Genomic DNA, 12,387 nt, shown 5'->3' on the forward strand with positions numbered 1-12,387 from the left:
GTTCGTAATTTCGAGCTCGGACCAGATGAAGTTGTGCGCACGCTGCGTGCGGCGATGGGTGGACCACTCGACGAAGCTGCGTTCGAAGATCTACTACGGCAGGGCATCCGCGGGTGGGTCGGCCGCACCGAAGACGAGTTAATGGAACTCGGCCAGCAACTATTCACCGAAGACATCGCCGGCGCACTGTTCTACGGAGCCTGGCGGCTGGTGAGGGCGCACCAGAACTGCGGCCACACCGTGGTCATCGCGACCTCGGCGACCCGCATGCAGGCGCAGCCCATGGCCCGCGAACTGGGCATTGAGCATGTCTTGTGTACCGAGCTTGAAACCGAAGGCGGTGTGCTCACCGGGGAACTCGCCGGGCGGACACTGTGGGGCGACGGCAAGGCCGCCGCGGTCAAGGAATTTGCGCGCCGTCACCGGATCCCGATGAAGGCAAGCTTCGGCTACGCCAATGGCGACGAAGACGTAGCGTTGCTTTCCGCCGTCGGTACGGCGCACCCGGTGAACCCTGCGCCCGCTCTGGCCGCTTGCGCTGCTGAGCGAGGCTGGGGGGTGCTGTATTTCCGAACCAAGCGCAGCAGGTTGAACCCGATGGCGTGGGCTCGCACATCAGCCCTGTACGGCGGTTTCGGAGCGGCGGTGGGAGCCGGCGTGTTAGCCGGGGCCCTCACATGGGACCGCCGCGGTGGGATGGACCTTGCCACATCGCTTTTCGGTCGCGTCGGCGGCCAACTGGGCAACATCGGCATCGACGTAACTGGTGAACAGAACGCAACACAGCGACCCGCTGTGTTCTTCATCAATCACCAAAGCACACTCATCGACGCGTTGGTCACCTCGCGGGTCGTGAAACGCGGGTTCACCGTCGTGGCCAAAGCTGAGGTCAAGCAGGTACCGCTTCTGGGACAGCTTCTGTCACTGGCCGATGTCGCTTTCGTGGACCGCTCGGATACCTCGACGGCGATCTCGGCGATGCAGCCCGCGGTAGATCGGCTGCGCAAAGGTATTTCCATCGCCCTCTCGCCGGAAGGCACCCGGTCGTTGAGTCCGAAGATCGGTCCTTTCAAAAAGGGCGGCTTCCACCTCGCGCGTGACGCCGGAGCTCCTATCGTCCCGATCGTTATCCGCAATGCGGGTGAAATCATGTGGCGCAACGCCAAAGTGGCCCAGGAAGGCACCATCGAAGTCGTTGTCCACGAACCGGTTCCAACCGCGGGCTGGACGAAAGCCGATCTTGACGGCTGGGTGCCGCGCATGCGCCAGCTCTACGTCGACACTCTCGACGATTGGCCCGGCGTCGACGCCGGCAAGCGTTGGTCGGACGCGGTCGCCAACACTTCGGTGGCGGTGCAGAAATGACGTGGCTGGTGGGTCAGTTGGTGCGGCTGCGCACGAACGGGTTCACCGGCGCACATTCCGAGGACGACACCCACGCTGTACTGCAGTCCAGCGGTTATCTCGCTGCCACAGCGCAACTGGCGTCTCAACTGGGCCGCGATGTGGTCGACATCCGTGCCGAAGCCGCCGCCCACGTACGCGAGATGGCCGCAACCCATCTGCCGGCGGTGGTACGAGCCTGGCAGCTCTGGTCGGCGTGGATGGTGCGTGGATTTCAGATCGTGATCGATGACGCTGATCTGGCCCGGCTGCGCGAACTCGACCGCGACCACGCCCTGATCTTCCTGATCTCGCACCGCTCATATCTGGATCAGTTCTCGTTTCCGCCGAGCCTGACCCGGGGCGGGATCTCCCCGACATTCGGGCTGGCGGGCGCGAATCTCAACTTCTTTCCCCTGGGAAATTTCGCGCGTCGAAACGGCTTCATACCAGTGCAGCGCTCGACTGGGGGCGCACCGGTCTATCGATTGGCCTTGCGTGCATTGGTCGGTCACATGGTCACTAGCGGACGCAACCTGGTCTGGTCGATCGAGGGCGGCCGCACACGCACGGGCAAGTTGCGGCCGCCGCGCTACGGGTTGCTGAGATATGTGACCGACGCCGTCGAGTCGGTGGGCTCGGATCGAACGCTCGCTATTCCAGTGTCGATACTTTTCGATCAGTTGCCCTTACACGAAGTGAAGTTGATGACTGCCGAGTCGCGTGGACTGCCGAAGAAGCCCGAGAATGCCCGCTGGCTGCTCAGCTACGCGCGAGGACTCCGGCACCGCCTGGGGCGCATCTACATCAATTTCGGGTCCCCAGTCGGGCTCTACCAGCGTATGGCTGAGTTGCGCGACGAGGACCTCAACGATCGACAGATTGTCGAACGGATCGCTCTGGAAATCTGCCACCGGCTCAATCAGGCGACACCGGTGACGGCCACCGCGGCCGTTTGTGTTGCGATGCTCGGCGAGGACCGAGCGCTCACTCTCGATGAAGTCTGCGCGACGGTGGCGCCGTTGGCCCGATACTTACGTGGCCGGGAATGGCCTGTGGCGGGTGGTGCCGATCTGACGGAGCGCGCCACTGTGTCGCAGACATTGCACGCCCTCGTCGGTTCGGGCGTGTTGACGTGCTTTTCAGAGGGGCCTGTCACCGTATGGGGAATCGGTACAGATCAGCATCTGATCGCAGCGGTCTATCGCAACAGCGCCCTGCACGTTCTCGTAATGCGGGCTATCGCCGAGTTGGCACTGTTGGCGATTGTTCGCACCGAGGGTGCCACCAAGCGCACCGGGTGGGAACGAGCCCTGGCAGTCCGCGAGCTCTTGAAATTTGACTTCTTCTTTGCCGCCCGAGCCGAGTTCGCCGACGAACTCTGGACCGAGTTCGCGACCATGACCGGCCGGTACCACGATCCGGACCTGCCCGTCGATATCGATGAGGCTGAACGGACCCTCAACGAAAGCGACTTGTTGGTCGCGCATCTGGTCCTTCGTCCGTTCATCGACGCCTACCGCGTGGTTGCCGAGGAGTTGGTTCTGCTCGGCACGCGCTGCGACATCGACGAGCAGGAGTTCCTTGAGCGGTGCCTGCGACTGGGCCGGCAGTGGTCGCTGCAGCATCGCATCACCGAAGAGTCGGTATCGGGGGACATGTTTGCGACTGCGCTGAAGATGGCCCGTCACCGCGGGTTGCTCGACGCTCAAGCACGCACCGACGAGGTCGCGATCGCGCGGGTCACGCTCGTCGCCGAGTTGGACGACGTGCAGTCCTCTGTCGCTGAACTGGCCCGAATACGTCGAAATATCGTCACGATCTAAGGCGGGGATCAGATTTCCCCCGGCGATCAGGTTTTGGTAGAATGGTAAGACCAAATACAGGCGACTGTCGCCCCGTGGCTTTCAACAAGGAGAGGCAACCGATGACTGAGTTCACTGACATCACTTACGAGGTCGACAATGGCCTCGCCTGGATCACGATCAACCGTCCAGAGCGGTACAACGCGTTCCGTGCCCGCACCCTTGACGAGCTGATCCGCGCTTTCAAAATGGCCTGGGGCAGTCCGGAAGTCGGCGTGATCTGTCTGACCGGGGCGGGGGAGAAGGCGTTCTGTACCGGTGGCGACCAGAAGCAGCGCGCCGAAACCGGTGATTACGGACCGTCGGAAACGGGACTGTTCGAGGTCGACACCTTGCATCGGGTCATTCGTGACGTTCCGAAGCCGGTGATTGCGGCAGTTAATGGATTCGCCATCGGTGGCGGTCACGTGCTGCACGTGCTGTGCGATCTGACGATTGCGGCGGACACAGCGGTGTTCGGTCAGAATGGTCCCCGGGTCGGGTCCTTCGACGCCGGATTCGGTACGGGCTTCCTGGCCCGAGTGGTCGGCGAGAAGCGCGCTCGCGAGATCTGGTTCTTGTGCCGGCGGTATTCGGCGGAGCAGGCCGAGCGGTGGGGTCTGGTCAATAAGGTTGTGCCCGCCGACGAACTCAAGGCCGAGGTCCGTGCGTGGGCCGATGAGATCCTGATGCTGTCGCCGACCTCGTTGAAGGTCCTCAAGCAGTCGTTCAACACCGATACCGAACAGTTCGCCTCAGTCGGCCAGATGGCGTACTCGACGCTAAAGATGTTCGGCGAGACCCCGGAAGCGCAAGAAGGCATCACCGCGTTCAACGAGAAGCGGGTGCCGGAATTCGCCGCCTACCGCGGCAACTGAGCCGTTCGGTCTGCACAGTGCAGGCTGCCGAAGACGTTGGGAGAGCTGGGATCCGTGGCGCGAATATTTGATCCGGCAATTTTGTCGGGTAAGCGCATCGTCATCACAGGCGGCGGAACGGGGCTGGGCCGCGGAGTCGCGGCCCGCCTCGTCGCCCACGGTGCGCAGGTTCATCTGTGGGGTCGACGGGAGTCTGTCCTGGCCGATGCGGCTGCCGAGATCTCCGATGGTCATCCGGGTAGTGCCCACTACCAGGCGGTCAATGTTCGAGACTTCGATCAGGTCGCCGTGGCTGTTGGCGACATATGGGATCGCCATGGCCCGCTGACCGGCGTGCTCAACAATGCGGCTGCGAATTTCATCGCGCCGACGACCAGCTTGAGCCCCCGAGCGTTCGAGGCGGTGGTCTCCACGGTGATGAGCGGCTCGTTTCACACGACCTTGGCAGTGGGCAAACGTTGGATCGACGAGGGACTGCCGGGAACTGTGTTGTCGAATCTGACGACGTGGGTCTGGAGCGGTTCGGCATTCGTCGTGCCCTCGGCGATGGCCAAGGCCGCGGTACACGCGATGACGATGTCGTTGGCAGTCGAATGGGGCCCGCACAACATCAGGCTCAATGCGCTTGCGCCTGGCCCCATTCCAACCGAATACGCGTGGGAGATGTTGAATCCCACCGATAAGAGTTCGGTGGGAGCCACTCAAACTGACCAGATCCCACTGGGTCGCCCGGGAACCATCGACGAACTCGCCAACCTGACGATCTTTGCATTCTCCGATGCGTGCGAGTACCTAACCGGGGAGACGATCGCGATGGACGGCGGGCAACGACTAGCCGGGCCCAACACATTTGCCGGTCTGACCTCGATGACCGAGACTGACTGGGCGACAGCTCGCGAACGCAGTCAGGCGGCGTCGGCGGCCTCGAAGGCTGCCCGCTCGGTGTAATGGACTGAGATCACGATGACCGAAGCATTCGAGGACTACAGCCAACCACTTCCGGGACTTGCTGTCGCATTGACGATCGCACTCGCCGGATTCTGCTGTGCACTAATCGGGTTCGCAATCGATCGACTCCTACTGATTGTCACCGGCATCATCGTCGGCGCATCCGGTTCGATCACCGTCAACGGTTTAGCCGATGCCGTGCGCCGCTGGCGCCGACGCGCGACGCGCACACCATTTCAGTAAGCACCCAGCACTCTTCAGGAGGATTTCGCCGTGCGAGTCATTTCATCCGTAGAGGACGCAGTCGCGGCCGTCGGCGACGAACTCGGTGTCAGCGAGTGGACAGACATCGATCAACACCGGATCGACGCGTTCGCCGAGGTCACCGGCGACCACCAATGGATTCATGTCGACCCGGACCGTGCTCGCTCGGAAAGCCCCTTCGGCGGCACCATAGCGCACGGCTTTCTGACCCTCTCTCTGATTCCGGCCTTGAGCAAGGCCAACTACCGCGTCGACAACGCGAAAATGGGCATTAACTACGGCCTCAACAAAGTGCGATTCCTCGCGCCCGTGCCCGCACAAGGACGTGTGCGCGTTCGATCCGAACTTATCGATGCCATTGCCCGAGCGGGCGGCACCGTCGACCTCGTCGTGCGCCACACCGTTGAACTCGATCGTTCCGAGAAGCCCGCAGCCGTGGCCGAACTCATCGCTCGTATGGTGTTTTAGTCCCTGTAAACGGATCCCGCTCCGCATGCGCTGCGCGCGCGGGTGATCGGCCGCACACGATATGAGTCAACGCCCGTCAGTGCATCTTCGGCATTGAGGTAATAAACTAACCACAGGCTTCGGTCTTACCTTTATGCCAAAGCCCAGAAGGGCACACCATGACTGACGCAGGCACGACGAACTCGGCTCCGCCGCGCTCGACTGTATTGCTCAAGCCTGTCGATGTCCCCAAAGCCTCCGACGTGCTCGCGCGAGAGCTGCGCGAGCGGATCCTGTCAGGCGAATTGCCTGAGGGAACGGCGCTGCCGGCAGAGCGCGAGCTTGTCAAGCAAACACAGATGAGCCGCGCGACCGTTCGCGAGGCTTTGAGAATTCTCGAGGTGCAAAATCTCGTCCGAGTCAGGACGGGCCGCGCCGGCGGAGCTTTTGTGCAGCGGCCCACGACCAACGGTATGGCCAGTTCGGTGAGCATGCTCATTCGCGGTCAGCGGATCAAGCTTGCAGATCTGATGGAGACTCGTGAAGCGTTGGAGCCCTTCTGCGCTGAATCAGCCGCCCGCAAGCGGACCGACGAGGACTTGGCGGTACTTGACCAGGCGAACAAGGACATCGCCGACCCCGACGCCGACCTGTCGGCTTTCTTGCAAGCGAATCTGGACTGGCATGTGGGAGTCGCCAAGGCCAGCCACAACGAATTGCTGATCGGGTTCATGACGGCGCTGTCGCACGCGATCTATACAGGAACCGACAACGCCTCGTTCGTCGACGACACGGTGCGCGCTGTTACGGCGCGCGCGCACAAGTCGATCACCACCGCGATCCGCAACAATGACGCCGAGGCCGCCGCTCGGCGTATGAGCCGCCACGTGCACAGCTACGCCAAGGCCGCGCTGGCGGTGGACAAACGCGAGGCGATCGACTTCGACGACTAGCGCTTCGGCATCGCTTGTCGAAACGACAGAGTTCAGCGCAGGGCGGGAATTGTCAGGCGCGGTTCGGTTTTTGCGACCACCTCATCGACGGTCACACCGGGAGCGGTCTCCGCAAGCTGTAGACCCTCGTCGGTGACGTCGATGACAGCGAGGTCGGTGAAGATGCGGCTGACGCAACGCCGACCGGTAAGCGGAAGCGTGCATTCTTCAACGATTTTCGCACTACCATCTTTGGCGGTGTGCTCCATCATCACGAAGACCCGCTCCACGCCGTGCACCAGATCCATGGCGCCGCCCATGCCCTTGATCATCTTGCCGGGGACCGTCCAGTTGGCCAGGTCGCCAGAAACGGAAACCTGCATCGCGCCGAGCACCGCGACGTCGAGATGCCGGCCACGGATGATGCCGAACGAAGAGGACGAGCAGAAGAACGCCGCACCCGGAAGGGTCGTGACGGTCTCTTTGCCCGCGTTGATCAGATCAGCATCGAGGTCTTCAGGCCGCGGGTAGGGCCCGACACCAAGTATCCCGTTCTCGGAGTGCAGGACTACGGTGATATCGGCTGGAATATGCCCGGGAATCAAGGTGGGCAAGCCAATACCGAGGTTGACGTACTGGCCGTCGCTCAGCTCTGCTGCAACACGGGCGGCAATGTCGTTCCGGCTCCAGCTCATGGCCGCACCGTTTCCTTCTCGATCTGTTTGACGGGATCCGGTACGTGCACTACCCGCTGCACAAAGATGCCCGGGGTGTGCACGTGGGCGGGGTTGATCTCGCCCGGTTCGACGAGGTGCTCGACTTGGGCGATGGTGATCCGGCCTGCGACCGCGCAGTCGGGATTGAAGTTGGCGGCCGCCGCGTGATACACGAGGTTTCCGTGCCGGTCACCGATGAAGGCGTGCACCAGCGCGAAATCCGTGCGGATGGCGCGCTCCAATACGTAAGTCAGACCGTCGAATTCGCGGGTTTCTTTTGGCGGCGATGCAACCGCCACAGTGCCGTCGGGGTGGTAACGCCACGCGAGACCGCCGTCAGCGACCTGTGTTCCGACACCGGTGGGTGTGTAGAACGCGGGAATCCCTGCCCCGCCGGCGCGCAGTCGCTCGGCCAACGTGCCCTGCGGTGTCAGTTCCAGTTCGAGTTCACCGCCGATGTACTGGCGGGCAAACTCCTTGTTCTCGCCGACATAGGAGTTGACAGTGCGTCGAATTCGCTTGTTCTCCAGCAGAATTCCGAGCCCAATGCCGTCCACGCCCAAGTTGTTCGAGACCGTCTCGAGGTCGCCGACCCCCAGGTCGAGCACCGCGGCGATGAGTGCCTGGGGGATGCCGCAGAGCCCGAATCCACCCACGGCCATCGACGATCCGTCGGTAATGTCGGCGACGGCTTCTGCTGTCGTGCCCACGACTTTGTCCATCGTCATCTGCCCTTGTCTCTGCTCGCGTGAAGGTGCCGCGTGTCCATCGGGTTCAGTTTTTGGGCATGCCGAGGATGCGCTCGGCGACGATATTTCGCTGGATAAAGGTCGATCCGCCGGCGATAGCGGTCCCGCGCGCCTGATAGGCTAGTCGGAGCCAGCGCTGACTGTGCGCCGAGGACGGGTCGGACGGATTCTTCTCGGCGAGCGCGAACTGGCCGCCCATCTCGTCGAGATCGAGCCCGAAGTCGGCGATGTCTTCCACCAAAGGACAGAAGAACAGTTTCCCGATCGAGGTGACCGGCCCGGGGGGGCCGTCGCCTGCGGCTCCGGTGATGACCCGCTGACCGATCAAATAGTGAATCAACGCGCGTCCGTAGAGATCGGCGATCCGTTGTCGCACATGAGGATCCGCGCCGAGTGGGCTGCCGTCGTCGGCAGTGCGAGAGGTGATTTGCCGGATCAGGTCGTTGACGGCCCCCGTCGTGTTGACCCGACCGGTGGCGATGGCAACACGCTCAAATGCCAGTGTGCTCATCGCTACCTGCCAGCCGCCGTCAACGTCGCCGAGCACGTCGCTGTCGGGAATGAAGACGTCGTCGAGGAACACCTCGTTGAATTCGGCTTCGCCCAGCATGTGCGCGAGCGGGCGAACCTGAACGCCCTGACTGCCCATGTCGAGAAGGAAGTAGGTGATGCCATGGTGACGTGGACCGCCGCCGGTGCGGGCGAGCAAAATGGCGTGCGCGGCCAGTTGCGCGCGGCTGGTCCAGATCTTTTGGCCCTGAATGCGCCAGCCGCCGTCCACTTTGGTGGCGGTGGTGCGCAGTGAGGCGAGGTCTGAGCCGGCTTCTGGCTCAGAGAACAGCTGGCACCAGATTTCTGCGCCGGTCAGGATGGGTTCGAGGTAGCGCTGCTGCTGGTCGGGCGTTCCGAACTCGATGATGGTGGGGCCAGCGAAGTCCTCGCCGATGATGTTGAGCCGTTCCGGGGCGTCGGCGCGATCAAGTTCTTCGTTGAAGATCGCGCGCAAATTTGCGTCGGCGCCGCCGCCACCGTATTTCTTGGGCCACAACAGGCCGGCGTATCCCGCGTCGTGGAGCAGTCGCTGCCAGGCCCGCCAGTAGTCGAGTTTGTCTTCCAGGCGTGCAGGTTCATCCCCGCCTAGTTTGGGTACGGTTTCTTCCAGCCACGAGCGCGCGCGTGCCCGGAAATCGGCTTCTTCAGGGGTGTCTTTGAGTTCCATCAGGACGCGCCCGCCACACGCTGGGACTCGTCGACGAGGCGCTGTTCGATGTCTTTGCGGAGTTCATGTTTGAGGACTTTGCCGGTAGCGGTCATCGGTAGCGTATCGATGGCGACGACCCGTTCGGGTGTCTTCTGGATCGGCATCCCTTGTGCGAGTAAGAATTCGCGCAGCTGCTCGACCGATGGTGTGTCGTGGCCGGGTTTGGCGACCGCGTAGCAGCACACGCGTTCTCCGAGGCGTTCGTCAGGCATACCCACGACGGAGTACGCCTGCAGTTCGGGATGATTGGCGAGGTGTTCTTCAATTTCTCGCACGCTGATGTTCATCCCGCCCCGGATGACGATGTCTTTGGTCCGGCCGGTGACGCGGACGTAACCGTCTGCGGTCATCTTGCCCAGATCTCCGGAGCGGGAGTAGCCGTCGTCGGTGAAGAGGGCGGCGGTCTCGGCGGGATTGGACAGGTATTCGATCATGTGCGCGGGGCCTCGGTAGGCGATGTCACCTTCGGTTCCGGGCGGGACTTCTTTGCCGTTGTCGTCGACGACCTTGACCGTCGCGCCGGGCATGGCACGGCCGTCGGATGTCAGAGCGCGAGATACGTCGTCAGTGACAGAGCACGTTGTGGTGACGAGGTTTTCACTGCGACCGTACAGGCTGAGGACTTTTATATTAGGCAGGGCAGCGCCGGCCTGTTGGACCACCGCGGCAGGGATGGGCGCCCCGGCGCAGGTCCACAGCCGCAGCGTCGAGAGGTCGTGGCGCTGTGCGTCGTACTCGGAGAGCAAAGTGTGCAGAAACGTTGGAGCGGTGACGGCCGCGGTACAACCGAAGTGCTGAATCTCCTCGATACCGCGGACCGGATCCCACTTAGCCATCAGATGTGTTGCGGCACCGCTAAGCAGCGGCACCAGCACACTGGTGACCAAACCCGTTGTGTGCGCGATAGGCGAGGGACCGAACTGAACATCGTTCTCGGTGTATCCGAAGGGGCCGACCAGCGCGCGTGAACCTGCGCAATAGGTGTTGAACGTGTGGACGCATCCTTTTGGCCGCGACGTGGTGCCTGAGGTGTAGACGATTACGAAGGGCTCGTCAGGACTCGGTGGAGCCGGAAGTTCCGCGACCGCGTCATCGCTGTCGGGGACGGACGCCAAGTCGGTGATCGTCGCAACGCTGCCATCGGAGTCAGCGATGCGTTGGGCCTCCTCGTCGGCGCGGGCGATGAAGATGGACAGGTCTGGATGTTCCTCGCGCAGGCCGAGATACATATCGAGGTAGTCGAATTTGCCGAAATTAGCGGGTGTGAATACAGCCCGCACGCCGGCGTTGGAGAGCACGTAGCTGACGTCATCGCGCCGATAGATCGGCATGATCGGGACCATGATGACGCCCAATCGCGACAAAGCGGTCAATACCTCGATGAACTCCACCCAGTTGGGCAACTGAACAGCAACCCTGTCGCCCCGACGTAGGCCACGGCGGTGCAGTCCGACGGCGAGGCGTTGGCCGGCGTCGAACAACTCCCTAAATGTCAACGACCGCTCTCCGTCGGTGGCGAACACCTTGTCGCCGTTCTCGCGAACATGTCGAACCAGGAGGTCGTGAAATGTATCTGCAGACCACAATCCCGACCGGTAGTACTCGTCGATCTCCTGAGGGCCGTATCGTTCGGTGTACGGGCTCGGCTTCATCGCAGATTCCTAGGTCGTCGGGTTCGCGTCCTCCGGGTGTGATCGTAAGACGCAATCCTGCAAATTGTAGAATGGTCAGACCGAATCGGCAAGGAACATACGTGGCAAGATGTTCAGCTGTTTCGCCACCGCGGCGAGCGCTTCTCCTTGAATGCACGCACGCCCTCGGCGAGGTCGTCGGTGGTGAAAGCCAGTGCAAGCTGGCCTTGCAGGTAGTCCAGCGCGGACTCCAGGGACAGATCGCGCGTCGCTGCCAGCGCCTGCTTGCCCATACCGAGCAGCAGCGGCGACTTGGCGGCGATGTCGCTGACCCAGGTGCGCACAGCCTGGTCGAATTCGTCGTCGGGCACGACCCTGTTCACCAAGCCGGCGGCCGCCGCCTCGCTGGCACTGATAAGGCGGCCGGTCATCATCAGTTCGTTGGCGATCAATCGGCCGGTCGCACGAAAAATCAACGCCGAGATCATGAACGGGAAGGCGCCCACGTTGATCTCAGGGCACCCGAGCCGGATCGATTCTTTGGCGACGATGAGGTCGCAAGCCAACGCGATACCGAACGCTCCGGCCAGCACGTCGCCGTTCGCGGCGCAGATCACCGGCTTGTTGATTTCGTTGAGCGTGCGAAACAGGCTTGGGAAACGTTGCAGTCCGGCGTATTTCACGATGGTAGGGCGATCGTCGGCGAATGCGTCGAGGTTGCCACCGGAGGAAAAGATTCGCGGGTGCGACGAGGTCAGCACGATCACCCGGACCCGGGGGTCGGCCTGGGCGCGCTGCAGCAGCGCGCTGAGCTGGTCCAGGAGGGTATCAGACAGGGCGTTGCGTCGGTCGGGGTCGTTGAGCGTCACGTAGGCCGCGGCGACATCGTCTGCCGGATTAACGGGCTCGAGCCGGTAGGTCACCAGTTCGACAGCGTCGTTCACAGTCATGCTCCTAGTCGTGTCGTAGTACGCATTTACCGAATGTGCGCCCGCTCTCGAGGTATTGGTGCGCGGCGGCCGCCTGGTCCAACGGGAACTCGCGATCGATCGGTGGCGGGCTCACCGCGCACTGATCCATCATCTGTAGCAGGCCCGCGAAATCGCGTGAGCTCCCCATCGTGGTTCCCAGAAGGTCGAATTGGCCGAAATAGAAGCTGCGGATGTCCATGGCGGCGGTTTGTGCTGCGTTGGCCCCGAGAACGACCATCCGCCCGCCCGGTCGTAGCGCTCGCACCGACTCAGTCCAGCGACCGACCGGGTCCAGGATCAGGTCGAATCCGGCCCGCTGCGGGGAGGCGGCTTTCGCCGACTCCGGCCAACTGTCGTCGCTGT

The 12,387-nt window shown here is 62.6% G+C and carries 13 protein-coding genes; 7 read left to right on the forward strand and 6 right to left on the reverse strand.

Going from position 1 to position 12,387, the window contains the following annotated elements:
• The 7 genes from AC2VOU_RS16915 to AC2VOU_RS16945 all read left to right on the forward strand — a co-directional run.
• Positions 1 to 1,365, forward strand: a 1,365-nt coding sequence (locus AC2VOU_RS16915; protein ID WP_486958406.1) for an HAD-IB family hydrolase, incomplete at its 5' end; no start/stop codon positions are given.
• Positions 1,362 to 3,209 (forward strand): 1-acyl-sn-glycerol-3-phosphate acyltransferase, encoded by a 1,848-nt coding sequence (locus AC2VOU_RS16920; RefSeq protein WP_486958407.1) that lies wholly within the window; start codon positions 1,362 to 1,364, stop codon positions 3,207 to 3,209. The genes AC2VOU_RS16915 and AC2VOU_RS16920, both read left to right, overlap by 4 nt.
• 101 nt (positions 3,210 to 3,310) lie before the next feature.
• On the forward strand, positions 3,311 to 4,105 hold the full coding sequence (locus AC2VOU_RS16925; RefSeq protein WP_486958408.1) for an enoyl-CoA hydratase-related protein: 795 nt from the start codon (positions 3,311 to 3,313) through the stop codon (positions 4,103 to 4,105).
• 54 nt (positions 4,106 to 4,159) lie between these two features.
• Complete coding sequence (locus AC2VOU_RS16930) at positions 4,160 to 5,053, forward strand: SDR family oxidoreductase (RefSeq protein WP_486958409.1); 894 nt, start codon at positions 4,160 to 4,162, stop codon at positions 5,051 to 5,053.
• Between the two features lie 15 nt (positions 5,054 to 5,068).
• Entirely contained in the window at positions 5,069 to 5,296 is a 228-nt protein-coding gene (locus AC2VOU_RS16935; protein WP_486958410.1) for a hypothetical protein, read from the forward strand.
• 30 nt (positions 5,297 to 5,326) lie between these two features.
• Positions 5,327 to 5,785, forward strand: coding sequence for a MaoC family dehydratase (locus tag AC2VOU_RS16940; protein ID WP_486958411.1), 459 nt, complete (start codon positions 5,327 to 5,329; stop codon positions 5,783 to 5,785).
• Positions 5,786 to 5,943: 158 nt separating this feature from the next.
• Positions 5,944 to 6,717: a FadR/GntR family transcriptional regulator gene (locus AC2VOU_RS16945; protein WP_486958412.1), complete on the forward strand. Its 774-nt coding sequence runs from the start codon at positions 5,944 to 5,946 to the stop codon at positions 6,715 to 6,717.
• A gap of 32 nt (positions 6,718 to 6,749) precedes the next feature.
• On the opposite strand, the gene AC2VOU_RS16950 is transcribed toward AC2VOU_RS16945, so the two are convergent.
• The 6 genes from AC2VOU_RS16950 to AC2VOU_RS16975 all read right to left on the reverse strand — a co-directional run.
• Positions 6,750 to 7,391, reverse strand: coding sequence for a CoA transferase subunit B (locus tag AC2VOU_RS16950; RefSeq protein WP_486958413.1), 642 nt, complete (start codon positions 7,389 to 7,391; stop codon positions 6,750 to 6,752).
• Complete coding sequence (locus tag AC2VOU_RS16955) at positions 7,388 to 8,134, reverse strand: CoA transferase subunit A (RefSeq protein WP_486958418.1); 747 nt, start codon at positions 8,132 to 8,134, stop codon at positions 7,388 to 7,390. The genes AC2VOU_RS16950 and AC2VOU_RS16955 overlap by 4 nt, the downstream gene beginning before the upstream one ends.
• 52 nt (positions 8,135 to 8,186) lie before the next feature.
• Positions 8,187 to 9,380 carry an acyl-CoA dehydrogenase family protein gene (locus AC2VOU_RS16960; protein WP_486958414.1) on the reverse strand — a complete coding sequence of 398 codons (1,194 nt, stop codon included), beginning with the start codon at positions 9,378 to 9,380 and terminating at the stop codon, positions 8,187 to 8,189.
• Complete coding sequence (locus AC2VOU_RS16965; protein WP_486958415.1) at positions 9,380 to 11,074, reverse strand: AMP-binding protein; 1,695 nt, start codon at positions 11,072 to 11,074, stop codon at positions 9,380 to 9,382. Before AC2VOU_RS16965 ends, AC2VOU_RS16960 begins: the two co-directional genes overlap by 1 nt.
• Before the next feature lie 113 nt (positions 11,075 to 11,187).
• Positions 11,188 to 12,003, reverse strand: a complete 816-nt coding sequence (locus tag AC2VOU_RS16970; protein WP_486958416.1) for an enoyl-CoA hydratase/isomerase family protein — start codon at positions 12,001 to 12,003, stop codon at positions 11,188 to 11,190.
• Between the two features lie 4 nt (positions 12,004 to 12,007).
• Positions 12,008 to 12,387: zinc-binding dehydrogenase (locus AC2VOU_RS16975; protein ID WP_486958417.1), on the reverse strand; the 380-nt coding region annotated here is incomplete at its 5' end.

It is taken from the genome of Mycobacterium sp. TH-M25 (genome assembly GCF_057473665.1).

Coding starts and splice junctions, on each gene's coding strand:
- AC2VOU_RS16920 (WP_486958407.1), top strand. CDS start 1,362: ATGACGTGGCTGGTGGGTCAGTTGGTGCGGCTGCGCACGAACGGGTTC.
- AC2VOU_RS16970 (WP_486958416.1), bottom strand. CDS start 12,003: ATGACTGTGAACGACGCTGTCGAACTGGTGACCTACCGGCTCGAGCCC.
- AC2VOU_RS16945 (WP_486958412.1), top strand. CDS start 5,944: ATGACTGACGCAGGCACGACGAACTCGGCTCCGCCGCGCTCGACTGTA.
- AC2VOU_RS16955 (WP_486958418.1), bottom strand. CDS start 8,134: ATGGACAAAGTCGTGGGCACGACAGCAGAAGCCGTCGCCGACATTACC.
- AC2VOU_RS16960 (WP_486958414.1), bottom strand. CDS start 9,380: ATGGAACTCAAAGACACCCCTGAAGAAGCCGATTTCCGGGCACGCGCG.
- AC2VOU_RS16925 (WP_486958408.1), top strand. CDS start 3,311: ATGACTGAGTTCACTGACATCACTTACGAGGTCGACAATGGCCTCGCC.
- AC2VOU_RS16950 (WP_486958413.1), bottom strand. CDS start 7,391: ATGAGCTGGAGCCGGAACGACATTGCCGCCCGTGTTGCAGCAGAGCTG.
- AC2VOU_RS16935 (WP_486958410.1), top strand. CDS start 5,069: ATGACCGAAGCATTCGAGGACTACAGCCAACCACTTCCGGGACTTGCT.
- AC2VOU_RS16965 (WP_486958415.1), bottom strand. CDS start 11,074: ATGAAGCCGAGCCCGTACACCGAACGATACGGCCCTCAGGAGATCGAC.